Raw genomic sequence first — 16,438 nt, 5'->3', positions numbered from 1 at the left:
CCATGTCGAAGTTCTTTATCGATCGCCCGATCTTCGCCTGGGTGATCGCCTTGGTGATCATGCTGGTCGGCGCCTTGTCAATCCTGAAGCTGCCGATCAACCAGTACCCGAGCATCGCGCCGCCGGCCATCGCCATCGCCGTGACCTACCCGGGCGCCTCGGCGCAGACCGTGCAGGACACCGTGGTGCAGGTCATCGAGCAGCAGCTCAACGGTATCGACAACCTGCGTTATGTGTCGTCGGAAAGTAACTCCGACGGCAGCATGACCATTACCGCCACCTTCGAACAGGGCACCAACCCTGACACCGCCCAGGTCCAGGTGCAGAACAAGCTCAACCTGGCCACCCCGCTGCTGCCGCAGGAAGTGCAGCAGCAAGGTATCCGCGTCACCAAGGCAGTGAAGAACTTCCTGCTGGTGATCGGCCTGGTGTCCGAAGACGGCAGCATGACCAAGGACGACCTGGCCAACTACATCGTCTCCAACATGCAGGACCCGATTTCGCGGACTGCCGGCGTGGGTGACTTCCAGGTGTTCGGTGCACAGTACGCCATGCGTATCTGGCTCGATCCGGCCAAGCTGAACAAGTTCCAGCTGACCCCGGTCGACGTCAAGACCGCAGTTGCCGCGCAGAACGTGCAGGTGTCCTCCGGCCAGCTCGGCGGCTTGCCTGCCATGCCTGGCACCCAGCTGAACGCTACCATCATCGGCAAGACCCGCCTGCAGACTGCCGAGCAGTTCGAGAAGATCCTGCTCAAGGTCAACAACGACGGTTCGCAGGTGCGTCTGGGTGATGTTGCCCAGGTCGGCCTGGGCGGTGAAAACTACGCGGTCAGCGCTCAGTTCAACGGCAAGCCGGCTTCCGGCCTTGCGGTAAAACTGGCCACCGGCGCCAACGCCCTGGACACCGCCAAGGCCCTGCGCAAGACCATTTCCGACCTTGAACCGTTCTTCCCGCCTGGGGTGAAAGCGGTGTTCCCGTATGACACCACCCCGGTGGTCACCGAATCGATCAGCGGCGTGATCCACACCTTGATCGAAGCCGTGGTCCTGGTGTTCCTGGTGATGTACCTGTTCCTGCAGAACTTCCGCGCCACCATCATCACCACCATGACCGTACCGGTGGTGTTGCTGGGTACCTTCGGCATCCTTGCCGCCGCGGGCTTCAGCATCAACACCCTGACCATGTTCGCCATGGTCCTGGCCATCGGCTTGCTGGTGGACGACGCCATCGTCGTGGTGGAGAACGTCGAGCGGGTGATGTCCGAGGAAGGCCTGCCGCCCAAGGAGGCGACCAAGCGCTCCATGGAGCAGATCCAGGGCGCCCTGGTGGGTATCGCCCTGGTGCTGTCGGCGGTACTGCTGCCCATGGCGTTCTTCGGTGGTTCCACCGGCGTGATCTACCGGCAGTTCTCCATCACCATCGTTTCGGCGATGGGCCTCTCGGTCCTGGTAGCGCTGATCTTCACCCCGGCCTTGTGCGCAACCATGCTCAAGCCGCTGAAGAAAGGCGAGCACCACACCGCCAAAGGTGGCTTCTTCGGCTGGTTCAACCGCAACTTCGACCGCAGCGTCAACGGCTACGAGCGCAGCGTGGGCGGCATCCTGCGCAACAAGGTGCCGTTCCTGCTGGCCTATGCCTTGATCGTGGTCGGCATGATCTGGCTGTTCGCCCGCATCCCTACCGCGTTCCTGCCTGAAGAAGACCAGGGCGTACTGTTCGCCCAGGTGCAGACCCCGGCCGGCTCCAGTGCCGAGCGCACCCAGGTGGTGGTCGACCAGATGCGCGAGTACCTGCTCAAGGATGAATCTGACACCGTTTCGTCGGTGTTCACCGTCAACGGCTTCAACTTCGCCGGCCGCGGCCAGAGCTCGGGCATGGCGTTCATCATGCTCAAACCCTGGGATGAACGCTCCAAGGAAAACAGCGTGTTCGCCCTGGCCCAGCGTGCCCAGCAGCACTTCTTCACCTTCCGTGACGCGATGGTGTTCGCCTTCGCCCCACCGGCAGTACTCGAGCTGGGTAACGCCACCGGCTTCGACGTGTTCCTCCAGGACCGCGGCGGTGTCGGCCACGCCAAGCTGATGGAAGCGCGCAACCAGTTCCTGGCCAAGGCCGCGCAGAGCAAGATCCTCAGCGCTGTGCGCCCGAACGGCCTGAACGATGAACCGCAGTACCAGCTGACCATCGATGACGAACGTGCCAGCGCCCTGGGCGTGACCATCGCCGACATCAACAACACCCTGTCGATTGCCCTGGGTGCCAGCTACGTCAACGACTTCATCGACCGTGGCCGGGTCAAGAAGGTGTACATCCAAGGTGAACCCAACTCGCGGATGAGCCCGGAAGACCTGCAGAAGTGGTACGTGCGCAACGGCGCCGGCGAGATGGTACCGTTCTCCTCCTTCGCCAAGGGCGAGTGGACCTACGGTTCGCCGAAGCTGTCGCGTTACAACGGCGTCGAAGCGATGGAAATCCTCGGTGCGCCAGCGCCAGGCTACAGTACCGGTGAGGCCATGGCCGAAGTCGAGCGCATCGCTGGCGAACTGCCAGCGGGTATCGGCTACTCCTGGACCGGCATGTCCTACGAGGAAAAGCTCTCCGGCTCGCAGATGCCGGCGCTGTTCGCCCTCTCGGTACTGTTCGTATTCCTCTGCCTGGCAGCGCTGTACGAGAGCTGGTCGATCCCGATCGCCGTCGTGCTGGTCGTCCCACTGGGTATCATCGGTGCACTGATCGCCACCAGCCTGCGCGGGCTGTCCAACGACGTGTACTTCCTGGTCGGCCTGTTGACCACCATCGGCCTGGCGGCGAAGAACGCGATCCTGATCGTCGAGTTCGCCAAGGAACTGCACGAGCAGGGCCGCAGCCTGTACGACTCGGCCATCGAGGCGTGCCGCATGCGTCTGCGCCCGATCATCATGACCTCGCTGGCGTTCATCCTCGGCGTGGTACCGTTGACCATCGCCAGCGGCGCCGGCGCCGGCAGCCAGCACGCCATCGGCACCGGTGTGATCGGCGGCATGATCAGTGCGACCGTACTGGCAATCTTCTGGGTACCGCTATTCTTCGTCGCAGTGTCGTCGCTGTTCGGCAGCAAAGAGCCGGAAAAACACGACTCCCCTGAAACTCCACGTTATGAGGCTGGGCAATGACCAAGTCTTTATTGTCCCTGGCGGTAACCGCTTTCATTCTCGGCGGCTGCTCGCTGATCCCTGACTACCAGACCCCGGAATCGCCGGTGGCTGCGCAGTGGCCGCAAGGCCCTGCGTACTCGCCGACCCAGTCGGCCGAGGTGGCCGCCGCCGAACAGGGCTGGCGCCAGTTCTTCCATGACCCGGCACTGCAGCAGTTGATCCAGACCTCGCTGGTGAACAACCGCGACCTGCGTGTGGCAGCGTTGAACATCGACGCCTACCGCGCCCAGTACCGCATCCAGCGCGCCGACCTGTTCCCGGCAGTTTCGGCTACCGGCAGCGGCAGCCGCCAGCGCGTGCCGGCGAACATGTCGACCAGCGGTGAGTCCAGCATCACCAGCCAGTACTCGGCCACCCTGGGCGTCAGTGCCTATGAGCTGGACCTGTTCGGCCGCGTGCGCAGCCTGACCGAGCAGGCCCTGGAAACCTACCTGTCCAGCGAGCAGGCGCGCCGTTCCACGCAGATTGCCCTGGTGGCCAGCGTGGCCAACGCCTACTACACCTGGCAGGCCGACCAGGCACTGTTCAAGCTGACCGAAGAGACGCTCAAGACCTACGAGGAAAGCTACAACCTGACCCGTCGCAGCAACGAAGTCGGTGTGGCTTCGGCGCTCGACGTCAGCCAGTCGCGCACCGCCGTGGAAGGTGCACGGGTCAAGCACTCGCAGTACCAGCGCCTGGTCGCCCAGGACGTCAACAGCCTGACCGTGCTGCTGGGCACCGGCATTCCGGCCGACCTGGCCAAGCCACTGGAGCTCAATGCCGACCAACTGGCCGAGGTACCGGCCGGCCTGCCGTCCGAGATCCTTCAGCGTCGCCCGGACATCCAGGAAGCCGAGCACCTGCTCAAGGCTGCCAATGCCAACATCGGTGCGGCCCGTGCAGCGTTCTTCCCGAGCATCAGCCTGACGGCCAATGCCGGCAGCCTGAGCCCCGACATGGGCCACTTGTTCGCAGGCGGCCAGGGCACCTGGCTGTTCCAGCCGCAGATCAACCTGCCGATCTTCAACGCCGGTAGCCTGAAGGCCAGCCTGGACTACTCGAAGATCCAGAAGGACATCAACGTCGCCAAGTACGAAAAGACCATCCAGACCGCCTTCCAGGAAGTCTCCGATGGCCTGGCGGCGCGCAAGACCTTCGAAGAGCAGCTGCAGGCGCAACGCGACCTGGTGCAGGCGAACCAGGACTACTACCGCCTGGCCGAACGCCGCTACCGCATCGGTATCGACAGCAACCTGACGTTCCTCGATGCCCAGCGCAACCTGTACTCGTCCCAGCAGTCACTGATCACCGACCGCCTCTCGCAGCTGACCAGCGAGGTCAACCTGTACAAGGCACTCGGCGGTGGCTGGTACGAGCAGACTGGCCAGGCCAATCAGCAAGCCTCGGTGGACACACCGAAGAGCTGATCGACCCGCAACAGCAACAAGCCCAGCCTCGCGCTGGGCTTTTTGTTTGTCGATTGCCTGCACCGGCCTCTTCGCGGCGGTTCGACGCCTCGAAGAGGCCGGTGCAGGCAAATAATTAACTAGGCGTTACATAGCGTTCGATTATCGCCCAAAACCGTTTGCGGCGAATTGCCTCACCCCCGCCCAGCCCCGCAACATCCCCCACGCAACGCTGCACAAGTTCATCAAAGACCACGCCTGCAGGCCGCACCCTGCTGCGTAGGTTCGACCATAAAAACAAGAGATCCACGACAGATGAGCACTTCACAACCCGCACGCCAGCTGCTGCCCGGCCTGTTGGCCATTTCCTGCGCCCTGCCTGTATGCGCCGCCGACAATGGTGGGTTCATGGAGGACGCCAAGGCCAGCCTCAACCTGCGCAACTTCTACATCAACCGTAACTTCGTCGACCCGGCCCACCCACAGGGCAAGGCCGAAGAATGGACTCAGAGCTTCATCCTCGATGCCCGCTCCGGTTTCACCCAAGGCACCGTCGGCTTCGGCGTGGACGTACTGGGCCTGTATTCGGTCAAGCTCGATGGCGGCAAAGGCACCACCAACACCCAGCTGCTACCGGTGCATGACGACGGCCGCCCCGCGGACGACTTCGGCCGCCTGGGCGTGGCATTGAAAGCCAAGCTGTCCGAGACCGAACTGAAAGTCGGTGAATGGATGCCGGTACTGCCAATCTTGCGCTCGGACGACGGCCGTTCGCTGCCACAGACCTTCCGCGGTGGCCAGGTCACTTCGAAGGAAATCGAAGGCCTGACCCTGTACGCCGGCCAGTTCCGCGGCAACAGCCCGCGCAACGACGCCAGCATGGAAGACATGTCGCTCAACGGCCGCGCGGCCTTCACCTCCGACCGCTTCAACTTTGGCGGCGGTGAATACACCTTCAACGACAAGCGCACCATGATCGGCCTGTGGGACGCCCAGCTCAAGGACATCTACCGCCAGCAATACCTGAACCTGGTGCATAGCCAGCCGTTGGGCGAATGGACCCTGGGTGCCAACCTGGGTTACTTCTGGGGCAAGGAAGATGGCGCGGAACGCGCAGGCCAGCTGGACAACAAAACCGCCTCGGCGTTGCTGTCGGCGCGCTACAAGGGCAACACCTTCTACGTCGGCCTGCAGAAGGTCAGTGGCGACAATGCCTGGCTGCGGGTCAACGGCACCAGTGGCGGCACCCTGGCCAACGACAGCTACAACTCGAGCTTCGACAATGCCAAGGAGCGCTCCTGGCAGGTACGCCACGACTTCAACTTCGTCAGCGTCGGCATCCCCGGCCTGACCCTGATGAACCGCTACATCAAGGGCGACAATGTCACCGCAGGCGGCGTGACCGACGGCAAGGAATGGGCGCGGGAGACCGAGCTGGCCTATGTGATCCAGTCGGGCACCTTCAAGGACCTGTCGGTGAAGTGGCGCAACTCCACCATGCGCCGGGATTTCAGCACCAACTCGTTCGATGAGAACCGGCTGATCGTGAGCTACCCGCTGAACCTCCTATGAGTTCACTGGCCTCTTCGCGGGTAAACCGGGGCGCCGAACCGCCGCTCCCACAAGGTCCTCCACAAGATTCAAATCCTGTGCGATCCCTGTGGGAGCGGCTTTAGCCACGAAGATGCCAGACGCCTTACAAATAACTAAAATGAATAAACAAATCAAAAAACCTTCTTTGACGACATATAAAACAATCGCTTAAATCGAGCCCTGTTCCACCGCAGAGCCTCGACATGGACCTTCGCCAACTGCGTTACTTCATCGCCCTCACCGAATACCGCAGTTTCGTCCGTGCCGCCGAAGCCATGGGCATCACCCAACCTGCCTTCAGCCGTGCCATCCAGGGCCTCGAACACACCTTCGGCTGCCCGCTGGTCGACCGTGCCAGCAAAGCCCTGCGCCCGACCCCCGAGGGCCTGGTGGTGCTGCAGCACGCCCGCCGCCTGGTACAGGGCGCCACCCAACTGAGCAACGAAGTGCTGCAAATGACCAAGCTCGACGCCGGCGAACTGCATTTCGGCAGCGGCCCGGCCCTGGCCGTGCGCCTGGTCCCTCAAGCACTGCAGCATTTCATCGCCAGCCACCCCGGTATCCGCACGGCCCTGTTGGTGGACAACGCCGAACGCCTCGGCCAGGCCCTGCGCCGTGAGCAGATCGAGTTCTTCGTCGACGACATCCGCCCCTTCGAAGCCGACCCCAACTTCCACACCGAACCGCTCACCCCGCGCCCTGGGCTGTTCTTCTGCCGGCCCGGCCACCCGCTGCTGGCCAAGGACAGCCTGTCGACCAACGACCTGTTCGCCTACCCCTTGGCCAGTGCCTTGCTCGCCCCTGGGGTGCGCAAGCGTCTGGCCAACCTCAGCGGGCGCAGCGACTTCACTCCGCACCTGCAGACCGAACACCTGGCGGTATTGCGCAGCGTGGTGCTGGCCAGCGATGCCATAGGCACGGCCAGCGAGGAAGCGGTGGCCGACGACCTCGCGGCGGGCAACCTGGTACGCCTGCACTGGCGCAACCTGCCACCGGCTCTGGAGGTACTGAGCGTGAGATGCGGGGTGGTCAGCCGTAGCGGATACCGCTTGTCACCGGCAGCACGGGCGATGATCGAGACCTTGGTGGGGCTGGATGCGCCAATGCGCGCCGCTGCCATTCGCTGAACTGATGATGGTGGTGGCTGCGGGCTATTCTGATCACTATCAGATCATGGGTTGCCAGTGACGCCCTCTTCGCGGGCAAGCCCGCTCCCACAGGTACAGCGGCTCTCTCAAGCACTGCAGTAATCCTGTGGGAGCGGGCTTGCCCGCGAAAGGGCCGGTACAGGCAACACCACGCTGAACAGGCCACCCAGGGAGGAACAACAATGAAAAACCTCGTCGAACACCTGAGCCAGTACGCCAACTACCACCGCGACCCGCGCAACATCGCCACCCACTTCGTCGGCATACCGCTGATCGTCGTGGCTGTCACGGTGTTGCTGTCGCGCCCCGGCTGGGACCTGGCCGGCATCTGGCTATCCCCCGCCCTGCTCGCCGCAGCCGCTGCAGTGCGTTTCTACCTGCGCCTGGACCTGCGCTTCGGCCTGGTCATGGGCCTGCTGTTGGGCTTGTGCCTGTGGATCGGCCAGGCACTGGCCACGCAGTCCACCGGCCTGTGGCTGAGCGCCGGGCTGGGTGCGTTCGTGGTGGGCTGGATCATCCAGTTCGTCGGGCATCATTACGAAGGCCGCAAGCCGGCGTTCGTCGACGATATCAGCGGGCTGATCATCGGCCCGCTGTTCGTGGTGGCTGAAGCGGCGTTCATGGTGGGCCTGTGCCCGGCATTGAAACAGGCCGTGGAGGCCAATGCCGGGCCAGTAGCACTGCGACACAAAGCAGCCTAGCAAGAGGGCCCCCGGCTTCATCGCCGGCAAGCCGGCTCCCACAGGTACCGCACTGCTCTCAGGCTTGATGCTGTACTGGGAGGGAGCGGCTTGCCGGCGTTGAGGCCAGTGCAGGTATTACTGCTGGCGCGACTCCACGCCCAACTCATCCCACACCGACTCGGCCAGGTGGAAAGTGGCATTGGCTGCCGGAATGCCGCAGTAGATCGCGCTCTGCATCAGCACTTCCTTGATCTCGTCGCGGGTCACGCCGTTGTTGGCCGCCGCCCGCAAGTGCAGCTTGAGCTCGTCGTTGCGGTTCATGCCGATCAGCATGGCAATGGTGATCAGGCTGCGGGTGTGACGCGGCAGGCCCGGGCGGGTCCAGATATCGCCCCAGGCATGGCGGGTGATCATTTCCTGGAACTCGCCGTTGAAGTCGTTGAGCTTCTCCAGGCTGCGGTCCACGTGGGCGTCGCCCAGCACTGCGCGGCGAACCTGCATGCCGGCGTCGTAACGTTGTTTCTCATCCATGGCCAATACCTCAGCGAGCCAGCAGGAAGTCGAGCACGCGGCGGCTGAATGCCTCGCCAATCTCGACGTTGGACAGGTGCGCCGCCGGGAACTCGGCGTAAGTGGCACCGATGATACCAGCCTGCATGAAGCGGCCATGCTCCGGCGTGGTGACCACGTCTTCGGTACCGGCAACGATCAGCGTCGCCACCTGGATGCGGCCCAGCTGTTCACGGAAATCGGCGTCGCGCACGGCTGCGCAGTTGGCGGCATAACCCTCGGGGCTGGTCTGCGCGAGCATCTGGCAGATGCGCTGGGCCTCCTGCGGCTGCTGCTCGGCAAACGCCGGGGTGAACCAGCGGGCGATGGAGGCATCGCGCAGGCCGACCATGGCTTGCTGACCGCCCTTGAGCACGGTGTCGATCCGGGTGTTCCACACCTCGTCGTTGGCGATCTTGGCGGCGGTGTTGCACAGGGTCAGGCTGTGCAGGCGCGCGCCGGCATGGATGCCCAGCCACTGGCCGATCAGGCCGCCCATGGACAGGCCGACAAAATGCGCGTGCTGGATGTCCAGCGCGTCCAGCAGCGCCAGTACATCCTGGCCCAGCTGCTCGATGCTGTACGGGCCTTCAGTGACCTGCGAAGCGCCATGGCCACGGGTGTCGTAGCGCAGCACGCGGAAGTGTTCGCTCCACAGCGGAATCTGGCTGTCCCACATGCCCAGGTCGGTACCCAGCGAGTTGGACAGGACCAGCACCGGAGCATCGGCCGGGCCGTCGAGTTGGTAGTTCAGTACGCCATCGGCCAGTTGCAAGTGCGCCACAGCGGTCTCCTTCAGGCAGTCAAACGTTGATGTTCAGCCACGGCGCGCGCCACCCAGACGCGGGCCTGGCCGAGGTAATGGGCAGGGTCGAGCAGGCGGTCGAGTTCTTCCGCGCTCAGTTCGGCACTGACCTGCGGCTCGTCACCCAGTACGGCGCGCAGGTGGCGCTGTTCGGCCACGGCACGCTGGCAGCATTGCTCCAGCAGGTGGTGGGCGCGGTCACGGCCCAGGCGCTGGGCGAGCACGATACTCACCGCTTCGGCCAGCACCAGGCCCTGGGTCAGGTCGAGGTTGTGGCGCATGCGCTCGGCATCCACTTGCATGCCTTCTGCGATCACCTGGGCCTGGCGCAGGGCGCCAGAGACCAGGCAGCAAATGTCCGGCAAGGTTTCCCATTCGGCATGCCACAGGCCGAGGCTGCGCTCGTGCTCCTGGGGCATGGCGGCGAACAGCGTCGAAAGCAGGCCCGGCACGCGGGTAGCGGCGCCGATCAGCACCGCCGCACCGACCGGGTTGCGCTTGTGCGGCATGGTCGACGAACCGCCCTTGCCCGGCGCCGACGGCTCGAACACCTCACCGGCTTCGGTCTGCATCAGCAGGCTGACATCACGGCCGAACTTGCCCAGGCTACCGGCAACCAGGCCCAGCACCGAAGCGAACTCCACCAGGCGATCACGCTGGGTGTGCCAAGGCTGCTCAGGCAAAGTCAGCTTGAGTTGCTCGGCCAGTGCTTCAGCCACCGGCATGGCCTTGCTACCCAGGGCCGCGAGGCTGCCGGAGGCACCGCCGAACTGCAGCACCAGCAAACGCGGTCGCAGCTCCTGCAGGCGCTGGCGATGGCGGGTCAAGGCACCGAGCACACCGGCCAGCTTCATGCCCAGGGTCACCGGCGTGGCGTGCTGCAACCAGGTACGGCCAACCAGCGGCGTATCGGCATGCTGCAAGGCCTGGCGCGCCAGGGTGTCGGCCAGCTTGCCAAGATCGGCTTCGATCAGTTCCAGTGCATCGCGCAACTGCAAGACCAGCCCGGTATCCATCGCATCCTGACTGGTGGCGCCCAGGTGCACGTAGCGCTCGGCCTCGGGCACACCGCTGGCGATCACCTTGCCCAGCGCCTTGACCAGGGGGATCGCCGAGTTGCCGGCGGTGGCGATGGCATCCGCCAGGGCGCGCACATCATAGCGCTCAGCCTGGCAGGCCGCCTCGATGGCCGCCACGGCACTGTGCGGCACCAGGCCGGCAGCGGCTTCGGCACGGGCCAGCGCAGCCTCGAAGTCGAGCATGCCCTGCAGGCGGCCGCGGTCAGAGAACACTTCGCGCATGGCCGGCGCGGTGAAGTAGGCGTCGAACAGTTGGTTGCTCATGCAACGTCCTTAATCATCGTGGTGCAGGTATTGCGCCTGCTTCGGCAGGCGCAGGCTGAACAGGAAGGCGATTGCCATCATGGCCGTCACGTACCAGTAGAAGGTGTTTTCCATGCCCATGGTCTTCAGGCCCAGGGCCACGTACTCGGCCGAGCCACCAAACGCCGCGTTGGCCACCGCATACGCCAGGCCCACGCCCAGCGCGCGGACCTGCGGCGGGAACATCTCGGCTTTCACCAGGCCACTGATCGAGGTGTAGAAACTGACGATGCACAGGGCCAGGGTGATCAACACGAAAGCCATGAACGGGCTGCTCACGGTCTTCAGTGCCATCAGCAGCGGTACGGTGCAGAGGGTGCCCAACGCACCGAACAGCAGCATCGAGTTACGCCGGCCGATGCGGTCGGAGAGCATGCCGAAGAAGGGCTGCATCACCATGTACAGGAACAGCGCCCCGGTCATTACGAAACTGGCGGTCTTGGCATTCATGCCTGCCGTGTTGACCAGGTACTTCTGCATGTAGGTGGTGAAGGTGTAGAAGATCAGCGAACCACCGGCGGTGTAGCCAAGCACCGTAATGAATGCTGCGGTGTGGTTGCGGAACAACCCCTTGATGGTGCCGGCGTCCTTGTCCTTGCGGGTTTCGGCGCTGCTGGTCTCGTGCAGCGAGCGGCGCAGCATCAGCGAGATCAGCGCGGCGATGGCACCGACCACGAACGGAATGCGCCAGCCCCAGGCGCGCAGTTCTTCCTCGCTCAGCAGTTGCTGCATGATCACCACCACCAGCACCGCCAGCAACTGGCCGCCGATCAGGGTCACATACTGGAACGACGCAAAGAAACCACGCTGACCGCGCAGGGCCACTTCACTCATGTAGGTTGCGGTGGTGCCGTACTCGCCACCCACCGACAGGCCCTGGATCAGCCGCGCAAGCAAAAGCAGCGCCGGTGCCCAGGCGCCGATGCTGGCATAGGTGGGCAGGCAGGCGATCATCAGCGAGCCGAAGCACATCATCAGCACCGAGATCATCAGGGAATTCTTGCGGCCATGGCGGTCGGCCAGGCGACCGAAGATCCAGCCACCGATAGGGCGCATCAGGAAGCCTGCAGCGAATACCCCGGCCGTGTTGAGCAGTTGCACGGTAGGGTCGCCGGAGGGGAAGAAGGACGCGGCGAAGTAGATCGCACTGAAGGCATAGACGTAGAAGTCGAACCATTCCACCAGGTTGCCCGAAGAGGCACCGACGATGGCGAAGATGCGTTTACTGCGCTCTTCACCGGTGTAATAGGTTGAGGTCATGACGGTTTACTCCTGGAGGGTCCTAGGTAAGTCTAGACATACCTAGTAACACACCGTTCCGCTATCAGGCTGGCAACAGGCCTTGCGTCGTTCAGGTCAGCCTCTTCGCGGGCAAGCCCGCTCCCACAGGTTCGCGTTGTGCAGTGGGCAACGATCGTCTGTGGGAGCGGGCTTGCCCGCGAAGAGGCCGGTACAGGTCAAACCCGTTCGATGGCCAACGCCAGGCCTTGGCCAACGCCCACACACATGGTCGCCAGGCCCTTGCGGCCGCCGCTCTTCTCCAGCTGGTGAAGCGCAGTCAGCACCAGGCGCGCACCGCTCATGCCCAGCGGGTGGCCCAGGGCGATCGCGCCACCGTTGGGGTTCACCTGCGGCGCATCGTCGGCCACACCCAGCTCACGCAGCACCGCCAGGCCTTGGCTGGCGAAGGCTTCGTTGAGCTCGATCACATCGAAATCATTCACCGCCACGCCCAGGCGCTCGGTCAGCTTGCGCACCGCCGGCACTGGGCCGATGCCCATGACACGCGGAGCAACCCCCGCGCTGGCCATGCCCAGCACACGGGCACGTGGGGTCAGGCCGTGTTTCTTCACTGCCTCGGCCGAGGCCAGGATCAGTGCCGCGGCGCCATCGTTCACGCCGGAGGCGTTGCCAGCGGTGACGGTCTTGTCCGGGCCGTTGACTGGCTTGAGCTTGGTCAGCGCTTCCAGCGTGGTTTCCGGGCGCAGGTGCTCGTCACGCTCGACGATGGTTTCACCCTTCTTGTGGGCGATACGCACCGGCACGATCTCTTCGGCGAAGAAGCCGGCAGCCTGGGCCGCAGCAGCCTTCTGCTGGCTGCGCAGGGCAAAGGCGTCCTGGTCAGCGCGGGAAACCTGGTAGTCGTCAGCCACGTTGTCGGCGGTCTCCGGCATGGCGTCGACGCCGTACTGGCTCTTCATCAGCGGGTTGATGAAACGCCAGCCGATGGTGGTGTCCTCGAGCTTCATGTTGCGCGAATAACCGCTTTCGGCCTTGCCCATGACGAAGGGTGCACGCGACATCGATTCGACGCCACCGGCAATCACAAACTCCATCTCGCCGCTGGCAATGGCGCGGAAAGCGGTACCAATGGCGTCCATGCCCGAAGCGCACAGGCGGTTCAGGGTCACGCCCGGAACGCTCTCTGGCAGGCCGGCCAGCAGCAGGGCCATGCGCGCGACGTTGCGGTTGTCTTCACCGGCCTGGTTGGCACAGCCGAAAAACACTTCGTCGAGCTGGTCCCACTGGACCGAGGGGTTGCGTTCGATCAACGCCTTTAGCGGCACGGCCGCCAGGTCGTCGGCACGCACGCCGGCCAGGGCGCCGCCGAAGCGGCCGATCGGGGTGCGGATGGCGTCACAGATAAATACTTCACGCATCAGGCTTCTCCTGCCAGGGGTGCTACGTTGAGCCCAGATTAAGGAGACAAAGGGGTCGCTTACAATTCGATAATCGACTATTCGTGCGATTATCGAACCAAATGTTGCCCTACTATCGTTCGTCGAATGACGGGGCCGCAGTGGGCCCCGCCTGGTCAGGTCGCGTCGGCGTGGCTTACCAAACCTTTCACGATCACGCCCACTGTCGCCAGCGCCGCCGGCACCAGCAATGCGGTCAGTACCTGCTCGAAGTTCCAGCCCAGGCCCAGCAGCGTCGCGCCGCTCCAGGCCCCTAGAATCGCGCCGAAGCGGCCGATGCCCAGCATCCACGATACGCCTGTGGCGCGAGCTTGGGTCGGGTAGAAGCGTGCGGCCAGCGACGGCATGGCCGACTGCGCGCCGTTGACGCACATGCCGGCGACCAGCACCAGGGTGGCGAGCACGGTGATGTTGCCCAGGCTCTGACCTACGGCGTAGGCAAACACGCCAGCCAACAGGTAGAAGATGCCAATGACCTTGTGCGGATTGAAGCGGTCCATGGCCCAACCCACCGCCACCGCACTGAGCACACCGCCGAACTGGAACAGCGCACCGATGAATGCGGCCTGTTCCATGCTGGCGCCGCTGTCGCGCATCAGTGTCGGCAGCCAGCTGGTCAGCAGGTAGACGATCACCAGGCCCATGAAGTAGGTCAGCCACAGCAGCACCGTGCCCAGGCCGTAGGTCCCGGAGAAGATCACCGCAAACACGTTTCGCGCAGCCACGGCCTTCTGCTCCGGCACGCTGAAGCTGGCCGCCTGCGCAACCACCGCCGGCGCGATCGGCGCGAGGGTCTTGCGCACCTTGTCGTTACCACGGTTACGCACCACCAGGAAGCGCGCCGATTCCGGCAGCCAGACCATCAGCACCACGGCCAGCAGCAGCGGCAGCACGCCACCGATCACCAGCAGGCTGTGCCAGCCGTAGGCCGGGATCATCTTCGCGGAAATGAAACCACCACCGGCCATGCCGAGGTTGAAGCCGCAGAACATGCTGGTCACCAGCAGCGACTTGAGGCGTTCCGGGGTGTATTCGGACAGCAGTGTGGTGGCATTGGGCATCCCCGCCCCCAGTCCCAGGCCAGTCAGGAAGCGCAGCACCATCAACTGGTCGACGTTGCCGGCATAGGCCGAGGCCAGGCTGAAACCACCGAACACCAGCACCGCACCGACCAGTACGCCCTTGCGCCCGAAACGGTCAGCCAGCGGCCCGGAACCCAGGGCACCGAACACCATGCCGATCAACGCGGCACTCATCACCGGGCCGAGGCTGGCGCGGTCGATGCCCCACTCCTGCGACAAGGCAGGCGCGATGAAGCCCATGGCCGCGGTATCGAGGCCATCGAGGAAAACGATCAGGAAGCAGAGGATCACCACGCGCCACTGATAGCGCGACAGCGGTTGTTCATTGATGAACGACTGGACGTCGAGATTGTTCCCGACAGAGTGTGGTTGGTTCATTGTTGTTATCCAGAAAGGAGGGCACGGTCTGGCCGCTGCACTTGGGTCAATAGCACAGGGCTTCAATAGCGATTAAGTGCGGCCTGAATCAGCCTGGATACAACGGTACTGCGAACGGGTGCGGCCGCGGCAGTCGAGTGACAGTGGTCATGGGATGCGCCTCTTATGTTTTTCTTGTATCGGTCGGCAGAGCCGACCGTTGCGAGAGACATTAATCAGCGATCAGGGGAGGCGCAATTGACCCAGAGCGACACTGTGCGTTTATCGAACAGGAAACAGTGTCGACACTGCCGCTAGCCGAACAACTGGTGGCAAAGGTCGCGGCTGGCCGCCAGCAGGATCGGCAGGAAGCGCTGCTCCAGCTCGCTGCGCGTCACCCGCCCGACATGGGTGCTCACGTTCAGCGCCGCCAGCACCTGCCCGGACGCATCATAGATAGGCACTGCGATCGAGCGCAGCCCCTGCTCAAGTTCCTGGTCGACCACGCACCAGCCCTGCTCCCGCACCTGCTGGATACAGGCGAACAACGACTCGGGGTCGTTCAGGGTACGGCTGGTGCGCGCCTTGAGGTCAGCGCGCTCGAGGTACTCGCGCAGGCTGGTGTCGTCCATCGCCGCCAGCAGGATGCGCCCCATGGACGTGCAATAGGCCGGCAACCGCCCACCCACCGAGAGGTCGACCGAAATCAGCCGCTCCACCGTGGCCGAACGGGCTATATAAAGAATGTCGTCGCCTTCGAGGGTGGCCATGTTGGCAGCCTCGTGCAACTGGTCGCTGATGCGGTCGAGGTAGGGCTGGGCCGAAACTGCCAGCGGCGTCGACGACAGGTAGGCGTGCCCCAGGGTCAGTACTTTCGGCAGCAGCGAATAGGTACGCCCGTCAGTAGTGGCGTAACCCAGCTTGATCAACGTATGCAGGCAGCGGCGCACGGCGGCCCTGGGGATTTCAGTGCGATGACTGATCTGCGCGATGGTCAGGTGGCGCTTGCGCTCCTGGAAGGCCTGGATCACTGCCAGACCACGCGCCAGGGAGGTCATGAAGTCAGGGTCGCCGGTAAATGCCTGGATGCGCTTGGCCGGCGAGGCCACGATCGGCGGTGCCAGTGCGGGTGCGCTCGGGCGGGCCACCTCTGGGTTGGCAGATTCGTTGGGCGTGGTTTCGTCGTTCATCGCTCACCTCAAAAAAATCGCTGGCTCGTGCGATTATCGAACGAACGGCCGATAATCGCAATTGACCGCCGACAAATTTACTTATACCTTTCTCCTGCCACATGTGGCTTCTTTGGAGAGACTGGTCAGGTACCCACCGTAGAAGTCCCCAGGCAACGGCCTCGCCTCGTGCGGGGCCGTTTTATTTGTGCTTTGCGCAAAACGACAGCGAACTATTCAAGGTGCTGTTTGCTCAAAGTTTGTACAGGCCACTGCTGGCCTTGAAAGTTTGTACGCTGTTGCATAAATATCCCTGTTTGGCGATTTACCGATTGCTATAATCGATTCCGCTGGCCCGGATCGACACTCCGGCAATGGAATACTGG

Annotated in this window: 12 protein-coding genes; 5 read left to right on the top strand and 7 right to left on the bottom strand. The window is 63.7% G+C overall.

The window, feature by feature from the left end:
- Positions 1-2: 2 nt before the first annotated feature.
- The 5 genes from ttgB to ACIPZ5_RS17540 all read left to right on the top strand — a co-directional run bounded on the left by ttgB (position 3) and on the right by ACIPZ5_RS17540 (position 8,027).
- The gene (ttgB, locus tag ACIPZ5_RS17560) at positions 3-3,155 is read left to right on the top strand and encodes a multidrug efflux RND transporter permease subunit TtgB (protein WP_261941398.1); all 3,153 of its coding nucleotides are present in this window, start codon (positions 3-5) and stop codon (positions 3,153-3,155) included.
- Positions 3,152-4,606, top strand: a complete 1,455-nt coding sequence (locus tag ACIPZ5_RS17555) for an AdeC/AdeK/OprM family multidrug efflux complex outer membrane factor (protein WP_400809814.1) — start codon at positions 3,152-3,154, stop codon at positions 4,604-4,606. The genes ttgB and ACIPZ5_RS17555 overlap by 4 nt, the downstream gene beginning before the upstream one ends.
- Before the next feature lie 294 nt (positions 4,607-4,900).
- The gene (locus tag ACIPZ5_RS17550; protein WP_261941400.1) at positions 4,901-6,157 is read left to right on the top strand and encodes an OprD family porin; all 1,257 of its coding nucleotides are present in this window, start codon (positions 4,901-4,903) and stop codon (positions 6,155-6,157) included.
- A gap of 224 nt (positions 6,158-6,381) precedes the next feature.
- Positions 6,382-7,305, top strand: coding sequence for a LysR family transcriptional regulator (locus ACIPZ5_RS17545; protein WP_261941401.1), 924 nt, complete (start codon positions 6,382-6,384; stop codon positions 7,303-7,305).
- A gap of 203 nt (positions 7,306-7,508) precedes the next feature.
- On the top strand, positions 7,509-8,027 hold the full coding sequence (locus tag ACIPZ5_RS17540) for a DUF962 domain-containing protein (protein ID WP_261941402.1): 519 nt from the start codon (positions 7,509-7,511) through the stop codon (positions 8,025-8,027).
- A gap of 117 nt (positions 8,028-8,144) precedes the next feature.
- Here ACIPZ5_RS17540 and pcaC read toward each other — a convergent pair whose 3' ends face one another.
- The 7 genes from pcaC to pcaR all read right to left on the bottom strand — a co-directional run bounded on the left by pcaC (position 8,145) and on the right by pcaR (position 16,073).
- Entirely contained in the window at positions 8,145-8,540 is a 396-nt protein-coding gene (gene pcaC / locus ACIPZ5_RS17535; RefSeq protein WP_016488879.1) for a 4-carboxymuconolactone decarboxylase, read from the bottom strand.
- Positions 8,541-8,550: 10 nt separating this feature from the next.
- Entirely contained in the window at positions 8,551-9,342 is a 792-nt protein-coding gene (pcaD, locus tag ACIPZ5_RS17530) for a 3-oxoadipate enol-lactonase (RefSeq protein WP_343598710.1), read from the bottom strand.
- Between the two features lie 11 nt (positions 9,343-9,353).
- The gene (locus ACIPZ5_RS17525) at positions 9,354-10,706 is read right to left on the bottom strand and encodes a 3-carboxy-cis,cis-muconate cycloisomerase (RefSeq protein ID WP_313713855.1); all 1,353 of its coding nucleotides are present in this window, start codon (positions 10,704-10,706) and stop codon (positions 9,354-9,356) included.
- 9 nt (positions 10,707-10,715) lie between these two features.
- Positions 10,716-12,005 carry an MFS family transporter gene (locus tag ACIPZ5_RS17520; RefSeq protein ID WP_261941406.1) on the bottom strand — a complete coding sequence of 430 codons (1,290 nt, stop codon included), beginning with the start codon at positions 12,003-12,005 and terminating at the stop codon, positions 10,716-10,718.
- 197 nt (positions 12,006-12,202) lie between these two features.
- Positions 12,203-13,408 (bottom strand): 3-oxoadipyl-CoA thiolase, encoded by a 1,206-nt coding sequence (pcaF, locus tag ACIPZ5_RS17515; RefSeq protein ID WP_205524627.1) that lies wholly within the window; start codon positions 13,406-13,408, stop codon positions 12,203-12,205.
- Positions 13,409-13,560: 152 nt separating this feature from the next.
- Entirely contained in the window at positions 13,561-14,904 is a 1,344-nt protein-coding gene (locus tag ACIPZ5_RS17510) for an MFS transporter (RefSeq protein WP_343598711.1), read from the bottom strand.
- 293 nt (positions 14,905-15,197) lie between these two features.
- Positions 15,198-16,073 (bottom strand): pca regulon transcriptional regulator PcaR, encoded by an 876-nt coding sequence (gene pcaR / locus ACIPZ5_RS17505; protein ID WP_400809812.1) that lies wholly within the window; start codon positions 16,071-16,073, stop codon positions 15,198-15,200.
- Positions 16,074-16,438 lie beyond the last annotated feature (365 nt).

The sequence above is a fragment of the Pseudomonas sp. NPDC089428 genome (genome assembly GCF_044749325.1).
In the GTDB taxonomy this organism is placed as follows: Bacteria; Pseudomonadota; Gammaproteobacteria; order Pseudomonadales; family Pseudomonadaceae; genus Aquipseudomonas.
Note: the sequence above shows the minus strand (reverse complement) of the source record. Positions and strands in the feature narration are given on the sequence as shown.

What these genes read in the sequence shown, in the direction of transcription:
- ttgB (WP_261941398.1), top strand. Translation starts at nt 3, where the DNA reads ATGTCGAAGTTCTTTATCGATCGCCCGATCTTCGCCTGGGTGATCGCC.
- ACIPZ5_RS17555 (WP_400809814.1), top strand. Translation starts at nt 3,152, where the DNA reads ATGACCAAGTCTTTATTGTCCCTGGCGGTAACCGCTTTCATTCTCGGC.
- ACIPZ5_RS17550 (WP_261941400.1), top strand. Translation starts at nt 4,901, where the DNA reads ATGAGCACTTCACAACCCGCACGCCAGCTGCTGCCCGGCCTGTTGGCC.
- ACIPZ5_RS17545 (WP_261941401.1), top strand. Translation starts at nt 6,382, where the DNA reads ATGGACCTTCGCCAACTGCGTTACTTCATCGCCCTCACCGAATACCGC.
- ACIPZ5_RS17540 (WP_261941402.1), top strand. Translation starts at nt 7,509, where the DNA reads ATGAAAAACCTCGTCGAACACCTGAGCCAGTACGCCAACTACCACCGC.
- pcaC (WP_016488879.1), bottom strand. Translation starts at nt 8,540, where the DNA reads ATGGATGAGAAACAACGTTACGACGCCGGCATGCAGGTTCGCCGCGCA.
- ACIPZ5_RS17525 (WP_313713855.1), bottom strand. Translation starts at nt 10,706, where the DNA reads ATGAGCAACCAACTGTTCGACGCCTACTTCACCGCGCCGGCCATGCGC.
- ACIPZ5_RS17520 (WP_261941406.1), bottom strand. Translation starts at nt 12,005, where the DNA reads ATGACCTCAACCTATTACACCGGTGAAGAGCGCAGTAAACGCATCTTC.
- ACIPZ5_RS17510 (WP_343598711.1), bottom strand. Translation starts at nt 14,904, where the DNA reads ATGAACCAACCACACTCTGTCGGGAACAATCTCGACGTCCAGTCGTTC.
- pcaR (WP_400809812.1), bottom strand. Translation starts at nt 16,073, where the DNA reads ATGAACGACGAAACCACGCCCAACGAATCTGCCAACCCAGAGGTGGCC.